The sequence below is a fragment of the Streptomyces albireticuli genome (assembly GCF_021228125.1).
GTDB classification, from domain to species: domain Bacteria; phylum Actinomycetota; class Actinomycetes; order Streptomycetales; family Streptomycetaceae; genus Streptomyces; species Streptomyces albireticuli.
Window position 1 is genome coordinate 150995 of record NZ_JAJQQS010000021.1, and the last position, 15787, is coordinate 166781.

A 15787-nucleotide genomic window follows, 5' to 3' on the forward strand; every position below is an offset into this window, starting at 1 on the left:
TGCTTGCAGAGCTATTGCTCTCTGCGCTGGGATACCAGGACTCGAACCTAGACTAAGGGAACCAGAAACCCTCGTGCTGCCAATTACACCATATCCCATGGTGACTACCAGTACCCCCGACCGGATTCGAACCGGCGCTACCGCCTTGAGAGGGCGGCGTGCTAGGCCGCTACACAACGGGGGCCCTAGCGATCCATTCGTCGTCGCCTCCAGTGATTACCTGGATGGTGACGGATTCAGGATCTGTACCCCCGACCGGATTCGAACCGGCGCTACCGCCTTGAGAGGGCGGCGTGCTAGGCCGCTACACAACGGGGGCTCGCACTGCGCTTTACTGCTTGTTACTGCGTTTCCTACTTTATCAAAAGAAATCCGAGTGAATTTCTTTTGCTGGGGTACCAGGACTCGAACCTAGACTAAGGGAACCAGAAACCCTCGTGCTGCCAATTACACCATACCCCACCAGAACTCGACCCTTTTGAAGGGGTCTTGCTCGGGCTTGCTCCGTCCGTTCCGGCCTCTCGGCCCTCTCGGGCGGCGCAGGAAGAACATTACCCGAAGGTGGTCGGGGCTCCAAAACCGATAACCCGCCACCGCCGCCCGGGCACCGCCGACGGCCACCTGAACCGGTCCCGAACGGCCCCGAACGGCCCGTAGCAGCCCCTGAACAGGCCCTGGGCATACGCGTGGGGCCCGGCGGCCTGGAGAGGCTGCCGGGCCCCACAAGGGCGTCAGAGGCCGGACATCAGGCCGTGAGCTTCGCCAGGGCCGCGTCCACGCGGGCCAGGGTGCGCTCGCGCCCCAGGATCTCCAGGGACTCGAACAGCGGCAGACCGACCGTACGGCCGGTGACGGCCACCCGGACCGGGGCCTGGGCCTTGCCGAGCTTCAGGCCGTGCTCCTCGCCCGCCTCGACGACCGCCGCCTTGATGGCGTCGGCGTTCCAGTCGGCGGCCGCCAGCTTGGCCCGGGCGGTGCGCAGCAGCGCGTCCGAGCCCTCCTTCATCGCCTTGGCCCAGGAAGCCTCGTCCTCCACCGGCTCGTCGAGGAAGAGGAAGTCGACGTTGGCGGTGATGTCGGAGAGGACCGTGACGCGGGTCTGGGCGTACGGGGCGATCGCCTCCCAGGCGGCCTGGTCGAAGGCCTCGGGCGCCCAGTTGGCGTGCGGGGCCCGGAGCCAGGGCGCGCAGGCGTCGGCGAACGCCTTCGCGTCCAGCAGGCGGATGTGGTCGGCGTTGATCGACTCGGCCTTCTTCAGGTCGAAGCGGGCCGGGTTGGCGTTCACGTCCGCGAGGTCGAACTTGGCGACCATCTCGGGGATGGTGAAGACGTCCTGGTCGGCGGAGAAGGACCAGCCGAGCAGGGAGAGGTAGTTGAGCAGGCCCTCCGGGAGGAAGCCGCGCTCGCGGTAGAGGTTCAGCGACGCCTGCGGGTCACGCTTGGAGAGCTTCTTGTTGCCCTCGCCCATGACGTACGGGAGGTGCCCGAAGGCCGGGATCTCCTTGGCGACGCCCAGCTCGATCAGCGCCTTGTAGAGCGCGATCTGGCGCGGGGTGGAGGACAGCAGGTCCTCGCCGCGCAGCACGTGCGTGATCTCCATCAGGGCGTCGTCGACGGGGTTGACGAGCGTGTAGAGGGGCGCGCCGTTGGCCCGGACGATGCCGTAGTCCGGAACGTTCTCCGGGGTGAAGGTCAGCTCACCGCGGACCAGGTCCGTGAAGGTGATCGTCTCGTCGGGCATCCGGAAGCGGACGATCGAGGCACGGCCCTCGGCCTCGTAGGCCGCCCGCTGCTCGGGGGACACGACCCGGCACTTGCCGTCGTAGCCGGACGGCTTGCCGGCGGCTCGGGCGGCGTCACGGCGCTCCTCGAGCTCCGCGGCGGTGCAGTAGCAGTGGTAGGCGTGGCCGGCCTCCAGCAGCTTCCGCGCGACGTCCTGGTAGACGTCCATGCGCTGCGACTGGCGGTACGGGGCGTGCGGGCCGCCGATCTCGGGGCCCTCGTCCCAGTCGAAGCCCAGCCAGCGCATGGAGTCCAGGAGCTGCTCGTACGACTCCTCGGAGTCGCGGGCCGCGTCGGTGTCCTCGATGCGGAAGACCAGGGTGCCGCCGTGGTGGCGGGCGAACGCCCAGTTGAAGAGGGCGGTGCGGACCAGACCCACATGGGGGTTGCCGGTCGGCGAGGGACAGAAACGTACGCGTACGGGAGTTGCGCTAGCCACGCTTGATCACCTTATTGGTGAGAGTGCCGATGCCTTCGATGGTGACGGCGACCTCGTCGCCGACGTTCAGGGGTCCGACGCCGGCCGGGGTGCCGGTGAGGACGACGTCGCCGGGGAGCAGCGTCATCGCCTCGGTGATGTGGACGATCAGGTCCTCGATGGAACGCACCATCTCGCTCGTGCGGCCCAGCTGGCGCTGTTCGCCGTTGACCGTGCACATGATCCCGAGGTCGCTCGGGTCGAGCTCGGTCTCCACCCAGGGGCCGAGGGGGCAGGAGCTGTCGAAGCCCTTGGCGCGGGCCCACTGCTGCTCGCTGCGCTGGATGTCACGCGCGGTGACGTCGTTGGCGCAGGTGTAGCCGAGGATGACGTCCTTCACCCGCTCGCGGGGGACCTCGCGGCACATCCGTCCGATGACCACGGCCAGCTCGGCCTCGTGGTGCACCTCTTCGGAGAAGGAGGGGTACGCGATGGGGTCGCCGGGACCGACGACCGCGGTGGACGGCTTGAAGAAGGTGACGGGGGCCGCGGGGACCTCGTTGCCCAGCTCCGCGGCGTGCTCGGCGTAGTTGCGGCCGATGGCGACGACCTTGTTGGGCAGGACGGGCGGCAACAACCGCACCTTGCTCAGCGGGATCTTCTGCCCCGAGCGCTCGAATTCGGCGAAGGGGTGACCCTTGATGATGTCGAGGAGGGGGCCGCCTTCTGTGGAGGCGTCCCCTTCCACGACGCCGAAGGCGACGTTGCCGTCGATGGAGAACCTGGCGATGCGCACGGGAAGCTTTTGCCCCTATCTGATCCGGCCGGAGTCTGACACCTCAGGCTATCGCGGGGGGCGTGCGCGGCCCGTGCGCCGCGGTTTCCGGCCGGGGGCGGCCGGAAGGGGGGCTCAGTCGAGGGGGGTGACCACGGGGGCGGTCATCAGCACGGTGCGCCGGGGGTTGGCCGTGACCTGGGGCAGCTCCGTGGCGTGCTCCCGGGCGGCGGGGCGCAGCGCCTCCGCGTCCTTGAGGTGCGCGAGCGTCGTACGGCGCGGGTTGGCGGTCTTGCGGAGCGCCTTCGCCTTGTTCTTCGCCGTCTTCGTCGTCTTCGTGGTCTGCACTTGCTGCCTCGCGGTGTCGGGGTGCGCGCTGTCGTTCTCGCGTCTTGTGTAAAGGACCAGGCTAGGCGCGCCTATCCCCACCCGTCCGCGAGAGAAGTCATGAGTTGCTTGTGAGTTTACTCACGAGCGCGCCGAAAAAAGCCGCATAGCGGTCGCTCTCCAGGCCTCCGCGAATCGGACATCGCTGGACTGAATCAGATATTCCGCTCCTGATCATGAAGACTGGGACACCGGACGGGCGACCGGCTTCCCAAGGAGGTTCGTCCAAATAAGTCCCATATAAGGGCTCTGGTCCTCTACGCCCAGTGACCATGCCCGGCACTGAGCGTCACCCCCTCCCCATGGGTATGCACCGGCCTTGTTGGGAGATCCGGCACTGTGCTGGAATTCCACGGACCGCCAGGGGGCAACCGCGGTCCCCCCACGACTCGACACCGTCCCGCCGCTCAGCCGGTGGGACGCCTGGTCCAGAGGTTGCGACGCTAGTGCAGGGACGTTTCAAGAGGGATGGCAGCGCTGCGGCGGAGCCGGAGCCGCGCGGTGCGACCGACCGCGGCACGTCCGCCGACGCGCCGACCGGCGGCGAGTCCGCCGAACGGTCGAAGTCCAAGACCAAGGCGAACAGGACGAAAAGTCCTGGTGGGCCGGGTGCGCGAATAGCCCTGCGCAACTGGCGCATCTCCACGCGACTGGTCTCCCTGCTGGCACTCCCCGTCGTCGCGGCGACGACGCTGGGTGCCCTGCGTATCGACAGCTCGCTCGACAACATCGACCAGCTCGACCACATGAAGCTCCTCACGGAGATGACCGGTCGGGCCACCGCGCTCGCCAGCGCCCTCCAGGAGGAGCGCGACCGCTCGGCAGGCCCGCTGGCCGCCGGCTACGGCCCCTCGGACGACCGCGTCGTGGCGACCCGGCAGAAGTCCGACCGGGAGATCAAGGCCTTCACCGAGGCCACCAAGGACGTGAAGCCGACCGACACCACGATGGTCGGTGTGCAGACCACGCTGGTCGACATCTCCCGGCAGCTGCGGAAGATCGACGAGGTCCGCAAGACCGCCTACAAGGACCGCGACTACATCGCGCAGACCGTCAACAACTACGACGGCCTCATCAACTCGCTGCTCTCGCTCTCGCAGGACATGGCGCAGGCCACCAGCAGCAGCGAAATGATCACCAGCACCCGCGCGCTGGCCACGTTCTCCGCCGCCAAGGAGTACGCGTCCATCCAGCGCGCCGTGATCACCGCGGCCCTCGCCGCGAAGGGCGGCCCCCGGCTCTCCCCGAACGACAGCCAGTACGGCCAGGAGGCGCTGGGCGCGGAGATCGAAGCGATCAAGCGCTTCACGGCCATCCGCTCCGGCGACGCCAAGCAGCTGCTGCTCTCGCTCAACGGCGGCATCTCCGACATCACCGCGGCGAACACCTTCGCCGACCGCGTCTTCGGCAAGACCGACGGTCTCAAGAACGACGCGCCGTCGTGGATGGACTGGTCCGACCAGTCGACCGTCAAGCTCAACGAGATGTCGAAGATCGAGCAGACCCTGCTCAGCCAGATGGACCAGAAGGCCCGCGAGCTGCGTGACGAGGCGCAGCAGGACGCGATCCTCAACGGTGTCCTGATCATCCTGGTCCTCGGTATCTCCCTCATCGGCGCCTTCGTCGTGGCCCGCTCGATGGTGCGCTCGCTGCACCGTCTGCAGCGCACCGCCCAGCGCGTCGCCCAGGAACGTCTGCCCGAGCTCGTCAAGCAGCTGTCCGAGACCGACCCGCAGGACGTCGACACCACGGTCGAGTCCGTCGGTGTGCACAGCCGTGACGAGATCGGCAAGGTGGCCGCGGCCTTCGACGACGTGCACCGCGAGGCGGTCCGCCTCGCCGCCGAGCAGGCGCTGCTGCGAGGCAACGTCAACGCGATGTTCACCAACCTCTCGCGCCGCAGCCAGGGCCTCATCCAGCGTCAGCTCTCGCTCATCTCCGAGCTCGAGAGCCGCGAGGCCGACCCCGACCAGCTCTCCTCGCTGTTCCGTCTCGACCACCTCGCGACGCGTATGCGCCGTAACGGTGAGAACCTCCTCGTCCTCGCGGGTGAGGAGCCCGGCCGCCGGTGGACCCGGCCCGTGCCGCTCGTCGACGTGCTCCGCGCCGCCGCGTCCGAGGTGGAGCAGTACGAGCGCATCGAGCTGTCCGGTGTGCCGCCGACAGAGGTCGCCGGCCGTGTGGTCAACGACCTCGTGCACCTCCTCGCCGAGCTGCTGGAGAACGCGACCTCGTTCTCCTCCCCGCAGACCAAGGTCAAGGTCACCGGTCACGCGCTGCCCGACGGGCGGGTGCTGGTCGAGATCCACGACACCGGTATCGGCCTCTCGCCGGAGGACCTCGCGGCGATCAACGAGCGGCTGGCCTCCCCGCCCACCGTGGACGTCTCGGTCTCGCGCCGCATGGGCCTCTTCGTGGTCGGCCGCCTGTCCCTGCGACACGGCATCCGCATCCAGCTCCGCCCGTCCGACTCGGGCGGTACGACCGCGCTCGTCATGCTTCCGGTCGACGTCGCCCAGGGCGGCAAGCGGCCGATGCCCGGTGCCGCGGGCGCGACCCCGATGGGCGGCGCCGCGCCGCAGGGCGGTATGCCCGGTGCCGGCATGTCCAGTGGGATGCCCGGCGCCATGTCGTCGTCCGGCCCCGGCGTCGGCCTCATGGGCGGCGGCTCCACGCCGCGCCGTCCGGCGGCGCCCGCCTCCGGTCCGCGCCCCGCGCTGCCCGGCCGCCCGGGTATGACGGAGGCCGGTCTGCCGACGCGTCCGGCCCCGGCGTCCCGGCCCGAGCCGGGTGCCGGTTCCGGCGGCAGCCTCTTCGACGCGCCGCCGCGCGGTGCCGCGGACGCCAAGGGCGCCCCGGGCGCCGACGGCCGTCCCTCGCTGCCGACGCGCGGTGCCGGCGGTCCGGCCTCCGTGCCGCCGCCGTCCGAGGGCGTCCGCCGCCCGAAGATGCCCAAGCGCCGCGGCAACGGCCCCGCCTCCGAGATGGCGGGCCGCCCGGCCCCGAGCTGGGGCAACCAGCAGCCTCCGGCGGCCCCGAAGGCCCCGGCCGACGACTGGCCGGCGGCCGACCCGGCCCCGCGTGCCGCGCAGGACACCCCGCGCGGTCACGAGGATCCGGAGTCCACCGGCGGGTTCGCCCGGCCGGCCGAGGCGCCGCGGGGCGGTGGCGACACCGCTCAGTTCCCCGCGCTCCCGGCCTCGTCCGAGCCCGAGCCGCGCAGCAGCACGTCCGGCGAGTACGCCCGGCCCGACGGCCCCGGCGGCACCGGTCAGTTCGAGCTGCCCGGCGGCTCCACGGGTCAGTTCGCGCGACCGGACGGTCCCGGCGACACGGGTCAGTTCGCACAGCCGAACAGCACCACGGGCCAGTTCGCCCGCCCCGACGGTCCCGGCGACACCGGCCAGTTCGCACAGCCCAACAGCACCACGGGTCAGTTCGCGCAGCCCGAGAGCACCACGGGCCGGTTCCCCCGCCCGGACGGCCCGGGTGACACCGGCCAGTTCGCACAGCCGAACAGCACCACCGGCCAGTTCGCGCAGCCCGACGCCGCCGAGACGACCGGCCGGTTCGCGCTCCCGAGCGGCGACACCGGCGGGTTCGCCCGCCCCGACGGCCCGGGTGACACCGGTCAGTTCGCGCGGCCGGCCGCGGCCCCGCAGGCCCCGGCCGACGACTGGCCGACGGCCGACGCCGCCCCGCGCGAGCCGCGCCCGACCCGTACCGGCACCGGCCGCTTCGCGCTGCCCGAGGGCCGGCCGGGCCAGGACGCCCGGAACGGTCAGCAGGCTCCGGCCCAGCCGCCGGCGGCCGGTACCGACGCCGTCACCGGTGCCGGTGACGCGCGGACGCCGCTCTTCGACGAGATGGAGTCCCACTGGTTCCGGGGCGCGGCGGGCGAGGCCGCGGCTCCGGAGCGGTCGGCCGGTATGCCGCAGCGGCTGCCGCGCCGTGAGTCCCGCCAGCCCCTGGGCGACGCCCAGGCCGCGCAGACCCCCGAGGCCGCCCCGGCCCCGCAGGGCGCGCAGGACGCCTGGCGTGACACCACCAATGACGAGCGCTGGCGCCGGGCCGAGCAGGTCCGGGAGCCGGCGGCGGGCGGTACCACCTCCTCCGGTCTGCCGCGGCGGGTGCCGCGTGCGAACCTGGTCGACGGCACCGCCGAGCAGCAGCAGTCCACCCCGGTCGGTCCGCAGGTCTCGCGCGCGCCCGACGACGTACGCGGTCGCCTGACCAACCTGCGCCGGGGTATCCAGCAGGGACGCCAGGCCGGCAACACCCCGACCGGTAATCAGAACCTTGGCCCCACTTACCAGCAGGAGCGTTAGTTGAGTCCGATGAGCCAGGCGGCGCAGAATCTGAACTGGTTGATCACCAACTTCGTGGCGAACACCCCGGGGGTGTCCCACACCGTGGTGGTCTCCGCCGACGGACTTCTTCTGGCGATGTCCGAAGGCTTTCCGCGGGACCGCGCCGACCAGCTGGCGGCGGTCGCCTCCGGCCTGACCTCGCTGACGGCCGGTGCCTCCCGGATCTTCGAGGGCGGCGCCGTCAACCAGACCGTGGTGGAGATGGAGCGCGGCTTCCTCTTCATCATGTCCGTCTCCGACGGATCCTCCCTGGCCGTCCTGGCGCACCCCGAGTGCGACATCGGCCTCGTGGGATACGAGATGGCCCTCCTGGTCGACCGCGCGGGCACCGTGCTGACGCCCGACCTCCGCGCCGAGCTCCAGGGCAGCCTGCTGAACTGACCGATGTTTCCCGCTGATCCCGTCCGACCGTACGGCCGAAAACCCCCCACCGGCCCGCGCTCGACGGCATTATTGCCAGTCCTGCTGTCCCGTCCGGAGGATTCATGACCCCGCCCGCCTCGCCCGGCCCGTACGGCGCCTCTCATCACGCGCCGTACGGGAGTGAAGGCGAAGAGCCGCTGATCCGCCCCTACGCCATGACGGGTGGCCGCACCCGGCCCCGCTACCAGCTCGCCATCGAGGCGCTGGTCAGCTCCACGGCCGACCCGGCCCACCTCGCGGGGCTGCTCCCCGAGCACCAGCGGATCTGCCACCTGTGCCGGGAGGTCAAGTCGGTCGCGGAGGTCTCTGCGCTGCTCAACATGCCGCTGGGCGTGGCGCGCATCCTCGTCGCGGACCTGGCGGAGGCCGGCATGGTGGCCATCCACCAGCCGGGTGGCGGCGGAGAGTCCGGCGGGACGCCGGATGTGACACTGCTCGAAAGGGTGCTCAGTGGACTTCGGAACCTCTAACGGGGGCGTCGGCCGTTCCACCACGTCAGCGAAGATCGTGGTGGCCGGCGGCTTCGGCGTGGGCAAGACCACGTTCGTGGGCGCGGTCTCGGAGATCAGCCCGCTGCGTACCGAGGCCGTGATGACGTCCGCGTCGGCCGGGATCGATGATCTGAGCCATGTTCAGGACAAGACCACGACCACCGTGGCGATGGATTTCGGCCGTATCACCCTCGACGACGATCTGATCCTGTATCTGTTCGGTACGCCGGGTCAGGACCGTTTCTGGTTCATGTGGGACGACCTGGTGCGCGGTGCCATCGGCGCCGTCGTGCTCGTGGACACCCGCAGACTCGCGGACTGCTTCCCGGCCGTCGACTACTTCGAGAACAGCGGCCTGCCCTTCGTCATCGCCCTCAACGGCTTCAACGGGCAGCAGCCCTACGGGCCGGAGGAGGTGCGCGAGGCGCTCCAGATCGGACCGGACACGCCGATCATCACGACGGACGCCCGGCACCGCAATGAGACCAAGAGCGCGTTGATCACGCTTGTCGAGCACGCTCTGATGGCCCGACTGAAATAACGTTGCGCACACCACCCAGGCATGACAAATGGGTTGTGGCATTGGCCACGGCACGGCACATGCTTCATAACGTTTCGACAGAGAATCGGCCGGACGCGACCACTCGGTGCGTTCGGCCGACTTCACTGTGCGCACATATGGCCCGGCATTTGGCGCCGCTCGCTCTTAATGCCCGTTTTATGTCGGGCAAATCGCTTCGCCCGGCCGTCATGTCCAGTGTTTGGAATGCACACGGCTGACGTGCTGGAATTCCAGGAACTGAGCAGTAACGGCTCAGCCGAAAAACGGCACACAACGCAGGTGCCGACGCCGAGAGGTTGTTGGTCGAGTGACGCGCAGAAAGACGGGCGCCGCACAGCAGGCGCGGGACGAGCGGGGAAACTTCACCCCGCCGTCGCGCACAGCGGTGCCGCCGCCTGCCGACGTCCCCGAAACTCCCGCACCGCCCGCCGGCCGTGGTGGTCGGTTCTCGCCGCGCAACTGGCGGGTGCCGGTCCGGCTGAACGCGATCCTGATGATCCCGGTGCTCGTGGCGCTGGTCTTCGGCGGTCTCGACGTGAAGAGCTCGGTCGACACTTGGACCGAGGCGAAGGACGCCGCGAACACCGCGCGTCTGGTCCGCTCCGCGGCCACCTACGCGCACGCCGTCATCGACGAGCGTGACCTCATCGCCGAGCCGATGCTGAAGGGCCAGCGCGACACCCCCGCGATCAAGAAGGCGCAGGAGGCGACGGACGCCGCCCGCGAGGAGTTCGACAAGGCCGTCCAGCAGGCCCCGGACACCCTGAGCCTGCGGCGCCGCATCAAGCTCTTCCGCGAGGCGGAGCAGACGCTGCCCAAGCTGCGCAAGATCGCCTACACCCCCCAACTGGACGGTGTGAAGACCGAGGACGGCTACGGCGCCATCCAGCGTCCCCTCATGGCCTTCGCCAACGAGCTGGGCCTGGGCACCGGCAGCAACTCCTACGGCCGTATGGTCTACGCGATCGAGCTGGCGAAGGCCGCCGAGTCGCTCCAGCGCTCCATCGGTACCCACCTGCTGGTCAAGCCCGGCGCCTCGGCGTCCAAGACCAACCCGGCCGGTGCGGCCGGCTCCGCGGGCTCCGCCGAGGCCGCGACCGGCTCGGAGCACGAGGTGCAGGTCACCGCGTTCTCCTCCTACAACTTCCTGGAGTACATCGCCCGCGGCGAGTACGACGCCGCCGGTGGCGAGGACGACATCAGCCGGCTCAACGACATCATGGCCACCAAGGCCAAGATCTCCGAGCAGGACAAGATGTTCGCCGCGATCTCCTCGGGCAAGACGCCCAAGCAGCTGGCGGAGGCCGGGGTCACCCCGGACGCGTGGTTCACCGCCGCGACGGCGAAGTTCGACGCCTACCGCGAGGTCGAGAAGGAGCTGGCCGACAAGGCGGTGGACGAGGCCGAGCTGGTCTCCTCCAACGCCCAGCGCGACGCCATCCTGCACTCCTCCATCATGATCGTCGCCCTGCTCATCGCGTTCTTCGTGGCCGGGATGATGGCGCGCTCGATGAGCCGCAACATGCGCCATCTGCGGCGCGCGGCGTTCGACGTCGCCGAGCAGCGGCTGCCGGCCCTGGTCGACCAGCTCTCGCGCACCGACCCCGGCCGTGTCGACACCCGTATCCAGCCCATTCCGATCACCACCCGGGACGAGATCGGCGAGGTCGCCCGCGCCTTCGACCAGGTCCACCGGGAAGCGGTCCGGCTGGCCGCCGAGCAGGCGCTGCTGCGAGGCAACGTCAACGCGATCTTCACCAACCTCTCGCGCCGCAACCAGTCCCTGATCGAGGGCCAGCTGACCCTGATCACGGAGCTGGAGGAGCACGAGGCCGACCCGGACCAGCTGGAGAACCTCTTCCGTCTGGACCACCTGGCCACCCGTATGCGCCGCAACGGCGAGAACCTCCTGGTCCTCGCCGGCGAGGAGCCGGGCCGCCGCTGGGACCAGCCGGTCCCGCTGGTGGACGTGCTGCGCGCCGCCTCCTCCGAGGTGGAGGCGTACGAGCGCATCGAGCTGTCCGGCGTCCCGGACGCCGAGATCCACGGCCTGGCCGTGACCGACCTCGTGCACCTGCTCGCCGAGCTGCTGGAGAACGCGACCACGTTCTCCTCCCCGCACACCAAGGTCCGAGTGACCGCGACCCGGCTGCCCGACGGCCGCGTCATGGTCGAGATCCACGACAAGGGCATCGGCCTCACCGCCGAGGACTTCGCGGACATCAACCACCGCCTGGCCAACCCGCCGAGCGTGGACGTCGCCATCGCGCAGCGCATGGGCCTCTTCGTGGTCGGCCGACTGGCCACCCGGCACGGCATCCGCGTCCAGCTCCGCCCGTCGGGTGAGCAGGCCGGCACCACCTCGCTGGTCATGCTGCCGGACGCGATCACGCACGGTGGCGGTGGCGAGGACGAGCTGTCGGGCGACGACTTCACGGTCTCCCGGATGGTGCCCGAGCAGCAGTCCGCCCCGGCGGCCCGGCCCCGCACCGCGGCCGAGCTCGGCTTCGACGACTCCCGCTACGAGCCCGGCCAGGAGGCGCCCTCCGGTGCCCCCTCGCTGGACCCGGTCGGCCGTTCGCGGCTGCGCGAGGAGCGGCGTGCCGCTCTGGAGGCGCAGCAGCAGGCCGCCGAGAACCGTCCGCTGTTCCGTGACGAGGTCCCGCAGCCCCAGCAGGCACAGCCGTACGACCAGCAGTCCTTCGACCAGCAGTCCTTCGGCCGGCAGTACGAGCAGCCCCAGCAGGCGCAGCCGTACGAGCAGCGGCCCGACCAGGACACCGGCCAGCACGCGCAGCACACCGGCCAGCACGCGGTGCCGCAGCACGACCAGCAGGGCTACGAGCAGTCCTACGACCAGTCCCACCAGCAGCACGCCTATCCGGACGCGGGTTATCCGGAGCAGGGCTACGCGGAGGCCGGTTACCCGGAGGCGCAGGCGCCCTTCGGCGGCCCCGGCGCCTCGGCGCAGCAGGCCGGCTGGCAGGACTCCGGTGCGTACCAGGACGCCGGCCGGCAGGCTTACGGAGCGGATTCGGAATCCCTGCCGCCCGCTGACACGGCGCAGCCCGAGCGCGTAGAGTTCGACCGTCCGGGCCCCGCTTCGAGCGGCTCCCACTCGCTGACCGGGGCCGGTCTGCCGCGCCGCGCGAAGCAGTGGCAGGAGCCCGAGTCAGTCGAGGAGGCCACGGGGGCCGGTGTACCGGAGCCCCAGCAGGACGTCCCACAGCAGCCCCAGGAGGGTGAAGAGTCCGACTGGCGATCGACGAACGACGAGCGCTGGCACCGTGCCGAGCAGCTCCGTGAGCCGAAAGCCGGCGGTATCACTTCCTCCGGTCTGCCGCGCCGAGTGCCCAAGGCCAATCTGGTCGAGGGCAAGGCAGCGCAGACCCCCCAGGACGGGCCCCAGATCTCCCGTGCCCCGGAGGACGTACGCGGCAGGCTGAGCAATCTGCGCCGCGGGGTCCAGCAGGGGCGCAGCGCGGGTAACGACACCACCGCGCACGAGCAGCATGAGCAACACGGCCAGGGCTTCGGCCCCGGCGGTACCTACGATCAGGAGCGTTAGTGTGAGCCCGATGAGCCAGGCGGCGCAGAACCTGAACTGGTTGATCACCAGTTTCGTGGAGAACACCCCCGGGGTGTCCCACACCGTCGTGGTCTCCGCCGACGGACTTCTTCTGGCGATGTCCGAAGGGTTCCCGCGGGACCGCGCCGACCAGCTGGCGGCGGTCGCCTCCGGCCTGACCTCGCTGACGGCCGGTGCCTCCCGGATCTTCGAGGGCGGCGCCGTCAACCAGACCGTGGTGGAGATGGAGCGCGGCTTCCTCTTCATCATGTCCGTCTCCGACGGATCCTCCCTGGCCGTCCTGGCGCACCCCGAGTGCGACATCGGCCTCGTGGGATACGAGATGGCCCTCCTGGTCGACCGGGCGGGCAGTGTGCTGACGCCCGATCTCCGTGCCGAACTGCAGGGGAGCCTTCTCAACTAATAAAGAGGCAGTGCGTTTCGCGCCACCGCGCCATAGGGTGCGGTGGCGCGACCAGCAGCAGACAGGCAAGTCGGAGGAGGAGACGTGGCAACGCCCCCAGGCGGTTACCCGTACGGAAATGATCAGCAGGCTCAACCCCCGTTGAACCGCTTCAACTTCCCCTCCGCGCCAAGCCACCAAGCGCCCGCGGGACCTCCGCGGCAGCCTCATGCCCCGGCGCAGCCGCCCCAGCAGCACCGGCGCGCCGCGAGCTCCCCTTCGGGGGGCAAGTCCGGGGGCAAGCACAATCCTCTGGTCCGTCCGTACGCGATGACGGGTGGCCGGACCAGGCCGCGGTACCAGCTCGCCATCGAGGCACTGGTGCACACGACGGCCCAGCCGTCACAGCTCCAAGGGCAGTTGCCGGAACATCAGCGCATCTGCCATCTGTGCCGTGAGATCAAGTCGGTCGCCGAGATCTCGGCACTTCTCTCCATTCCCCTCGGCGTCGCCCGAATCCTCGTCGCCGATTTGGCGGAGGCCGGGCTCGTCGCCATCCATCAGCCCGGCGGCGACGAGTCCGCCGGCGGCCAGCCTGACGTGACACTGCTCGAAAGGGTGCTCAGTGGACTTCGGAACCTCTAGCGGCGAGGCGGTCCGCTCCACCACCTCCGCGAAGATCGTGGTGGCGGGTGGATTCGGCGTGGGCAAGACCACGTTCGTCGGCGCGGTCTCGGAGATCAACCCGCTGCGCACCGAAGCCGTGATGACTTCCGCGTCGGCCGGGATCGACGACCTCACCCACGCGCCGGACAAGACCACGACGACCGTGGCGATGGACTTCGGCCGTATCACCCTGGACCAGGACCTGATCCTGTACCTCTTCGGTACGCCGGGTCAGGACCGTTTCTGGTTCATGTGGGACGACCTGGTGCGCGGTGCCATCGGCGCCGTCGTGCTCGTGGACACCCGCAGACTCGCGGACTGCTTCCCGGCCGTCGACTACTTCGAGAACAGCGGCCTGCCCTTCGTCATCGCCCTCAACGGCTTCGACGGCCACCAGCCGTACACGCCGGACGAGGTCCGTGAGGCGCTCCAGATCGGTCCGGACGCGCCGATCATCGTCACGGACGCCCGGCACCGGAACGAGGCGAAGAGCGCGCTGATCACGCTGGTCGAACATGCCCTCATGGCGCGCCTGCGGTGAGCCGTCGGCCGCGCCGACGCATAAAGGTCCCCACACTCACGAGGAGTGCGGGGACCTTCTGCGTTGCTGTGGCCTTCCGCCTCGCCGGACGGTGCCGGGTGGTGGCGCGGCGGGCGGGCCTGGTCCGGTGGGCCCCGGTGGGGGCCCGTCGGGGGACGGCCGGTGCTCAGCCCTGCCAGCTGTGCGGCGCCCGGAAGCCGGAACTGCGCTCCAGGCGGCGCCAGCCGGCGGCGGTGCGGCGCGGGCGGGCCGGGGCCGAGTGGTGGCCGACGGCCGCGGCGCGGGCCAGGAGGACGGCGGTGACGGCCGCCACTTCCTCGGCGTCGGCGGTGCCCTTCTCTACGCGTACGAGGGTGTTGTCCATGCGGGTACTCCCTTACTGGGGCGGGTTGCCGTGCTTGCGGGAGGGCAGGTCGGCGTGCTTGGTGGCCAGCATCGCCAGCGACTTGATCAGCACCGACCGGGTCTCGACCGGGTCGATCACGTCGTCGACCAGGCCGCGCTCGGCGGCGTAGTACGGGTGCATCAGCTCGGCCTTGTACTCCTTGACCATCCGCGCCCGCATCGCCTCGGGGTCGTCGGCCTCGGCGATCTGCTTGCGGAAGATCACGTTGGCCGCGCCCTCGGCGCCCATGACGGCGATCTCGTTGGTCGGCCAGGCGTAGGTGAGGTCGGCGCCGATCGACTGGGAGTCCATGACGATGTAGGCGCCGCCGTAGGCCTTGCGCAGGATGACCGAGATCCGGGGCACGGTGGCGTTGCAGTAGGCGTAGAGCAGCTTCGCGCCGTGCCGGATGATCCCACCGTGCTCCTGGTCGACGCCCGGGAGGAAGCCCGGTACGTCCAGAAGGGTGATGATCGGGATGTTGAAGGCATCGCACATCTGGATGAATCGGGCGGCCTTCTCGCTGGCCTCGATGTCCAGGACCCCGGCGAGGGACTGCGGCTGGTTGGCGATGATGCCGACCACCTGGCCGTCCAGCCGGGACAGCGCGCAGATGATGTTGGTGGCCCAGCGCTCGTGGACCTCCAGGTAGTCGCCGTCGTCGACGAGCTCCTCGATGACCTTGCGCATGTCGTACGGGCGGTTGCCGTCGGCGGGCACGAGGTCGAGGAGGACCTCGCCGGTACGGTCGGCCGGGTCCTCGCTGGCCACGCGGGGCGGGTTCTCCCGGTTGTTCTGCGGGAGCAGCGAGAGGAGGTAGCGGACCTCTTCGAGGCAGGTCTCCTCGTCGTCGTACGCGAAGTGCGCCACGCCCGAGGTCTCGGCGTGCACGTCGGCGCCGCCGAGGCCGTTCTGGCTGATCTCCTCGCCGGTGACGGCGCGGACGACGTCGGGGCCGGTGATGAACATCTGGGAGGTCTCGCGGACCATGAAGACGAAGTCGGTCAGCGCCGGGC

General features: G+C 70.1%; 13 protein-coding genes and 4 tRNA genes. 8 read left to right on the top strand and 9 right to left on the bottom strand.

Annotated features, from left to right (window positions below):
- Positions 1-26 precede the first annotated feature (26 nt).
- From LUZ64_RS30990 to LUZ64_RS31020, 7 genes are all read right to left on the bottom strand, one after another.
- Positions 27-98: transfer RNA gene (locus LUZ64_RS30990), tRNA-Gln, on the bottom strand.
- A 13-nt stretch (positions 99-111) separates the two neighbouring features.
- Positions 112-184 (bottom strand) — tRNA-Glu (locus LUZ64_RS30995).
- Between the two features lie 62 nt (positions 185-246).
- Positions 247-319, bottom strand: a tRNA-Glu gene (locus tag LUZ64_RS31000).
- 71 nt (positions 320-390) lie between these two features.
- Positions 391-462 (bottom strand) — tRNA-Gln (locus LUZ64_RS31005).
- A 283-nt stretch (positions 463-745) separates the two neighbouring features.
- A complete protein-coding gene (gene gltX / locus LUZ64_RS31010) occupies positions 746-2221 on the bottom strand; it encodes a glutamate--tRNA ligase (RefSeq protein ID WP_095581153.1) in 1476 nt (491 codons plus the stop codon).
- A complete protein-coding gene (locus LUZ64_RS31015) occupies positions 2214-2996 on the bottom strand; it encodes a fumarylacetoacetate hydrolase family protein (protein ID WP_095581154.1) in 783 nt (260 codons plus the stop codon). The genes gltX and LUZ64_RS31015 overlap by 8 nt, the downstream gene beginning before the upstream one ends.
- 114 nt (positions 2997-3110) lie before the next feature.
- Positions 3111-3323, bottom strand: coding sequence for a hypothetical protein (locus LUZ64_RS31020; protein WP_095582299.1), 213 nt, complete (start codon positions 3321-3323; stop codon positions 3111-3113).
- Positions 3324-3808: 485 nt separating this feature from the next.
- Between LUZ64_RS31020 and LUZ64_RS31025 the strand changes: the two genes are divergently transcribed.
- From LUZ64_RS31025 to LUZ64_RS31060, 8 genes are all read left to right on the top strand, one after another.
- The gene (locus tag LUZ64_RS31025) at positions 3809-7690 is read left to right on the top strand and encodes a sensor histidine kinase (RefSeq protein ID WP_095582300.1); all 3882 of its coding nucleotides are present in this window, start codon (positions 3809-3811) and stop codon (positions 7688-7690) included.
- Between the two features lie 9 nt (positions 7691-7699).
- Positions 7700-8113 (top strand): roadblock/LC7 domain-containing protein, encoded by a 414-nt coding sequence (locus LUZ64_RS31030; protein ID WP_170116805.1) that lies wholly within the window; start codon positions 7700-7702, stop codon positions 8111-8113.
- A 104-nt stretch (positions 8114-8217) separates the two neighbouring features.
- Positions 8218-8625 carry a DUF742 domain-containing protein gene (locus LUZ64_RS31035; protein ID WP_087926098.1) on the top strand — a complete coding sequence of 136 codons (408 nt, stop codon included), beginning with the start codon at positions 8218-8220 and terminating at the stop codon, positions 8623-8625.
- Complete coding sequence (locus tag LUZ64_RS31040) at positions 8606-9187, top strand: GTP-binding protein (RefSeq protein ID WP_095582301.1); 582 nt, start codon at positions 8606-8608, stop codon at positions 9185-9187. Before LUZ64_RS31035 ends, LUZ64_RS31040 begins: the two co-directional genes overlap by 20 nt.
- A 328-nt stretch (positions 9188-9515) precedes the next feature.
- Positions 9516-12776, top strand: a complete 3261-nt coding sequence (locus LUZ64_RS31045) for a nitrate- and nitrite sensing domain-containing protein (protein WP_095582302.1) — start codon at positions 9516-9518, stop codon at positions 12774-12776.
- 1 nt (position 12777) lies between these two features.
- Positions 12778-13200 (top strand): roadblock/LC7 domain-containing protein, encoded by a 423-nt coding sequence (locus tag LUZ64_RS31050; protein WP_087926101.1) that lies wholly within the window; start codon positions 12778-12780, stop codon positions 13198-13200.
- A gap of 84 nt (positions 13201-13284) precedes the next feature.
- On the top strand, positions 13285-13824 hold the full coding sequence (locus LUZ64_RS31055; protein ID WP_095582303.1) for a DUF742 domain-containing protein: 540 nt from the start codon (positions 13285-13287) through the stop codon (positions 13822-13824).
- The gene (locus LUZ64_RS31060; RefSeq protein WP_095582304.1) at positions 13805-14386 is read left to right on the top strand and encodes a GTP-binding protein; all 582 of its coding nucleotides are present in this window, start codon (positions 13805-13807) and stop codon (positions 14384-14386) included. The genes LUZ64_RS31055 and LUZ64_RS31060 overlap by 20 nt, the downstream gene beginning before the upstream one ends.
- Positions 14387-14552: 166 nt before the next feature.
- Here LUZ64_RS31060 and LUZ64_RS31065 read toward each other — a convergent pair whose 3' ends face one another.
- Together LUZ64_RS31065 and LUZ64_RS31070 are read right to left on the bottom strand one after the other, a co-directional pair.
- A complete protein-coding gene (locus LUZ64_RS31065) occupies positions 14553-14750 on the bottom strand; it encodes an acyl-CoA carboxylase subunit epsilon (protein WP_087926104.1) in 198 nt (65 codons plus the stop codon).
- Between the two features lie 12 nt (positions 14751-14762).
- A partial coding sequence (locus LUZ64_RS31070; RefSeq protein WP_276522621.1) for an acyl-CoA carboxylase subunit beta occupies positions 14763-15787 on the bottom strand: 1025 nt, incomplete at its 5' end.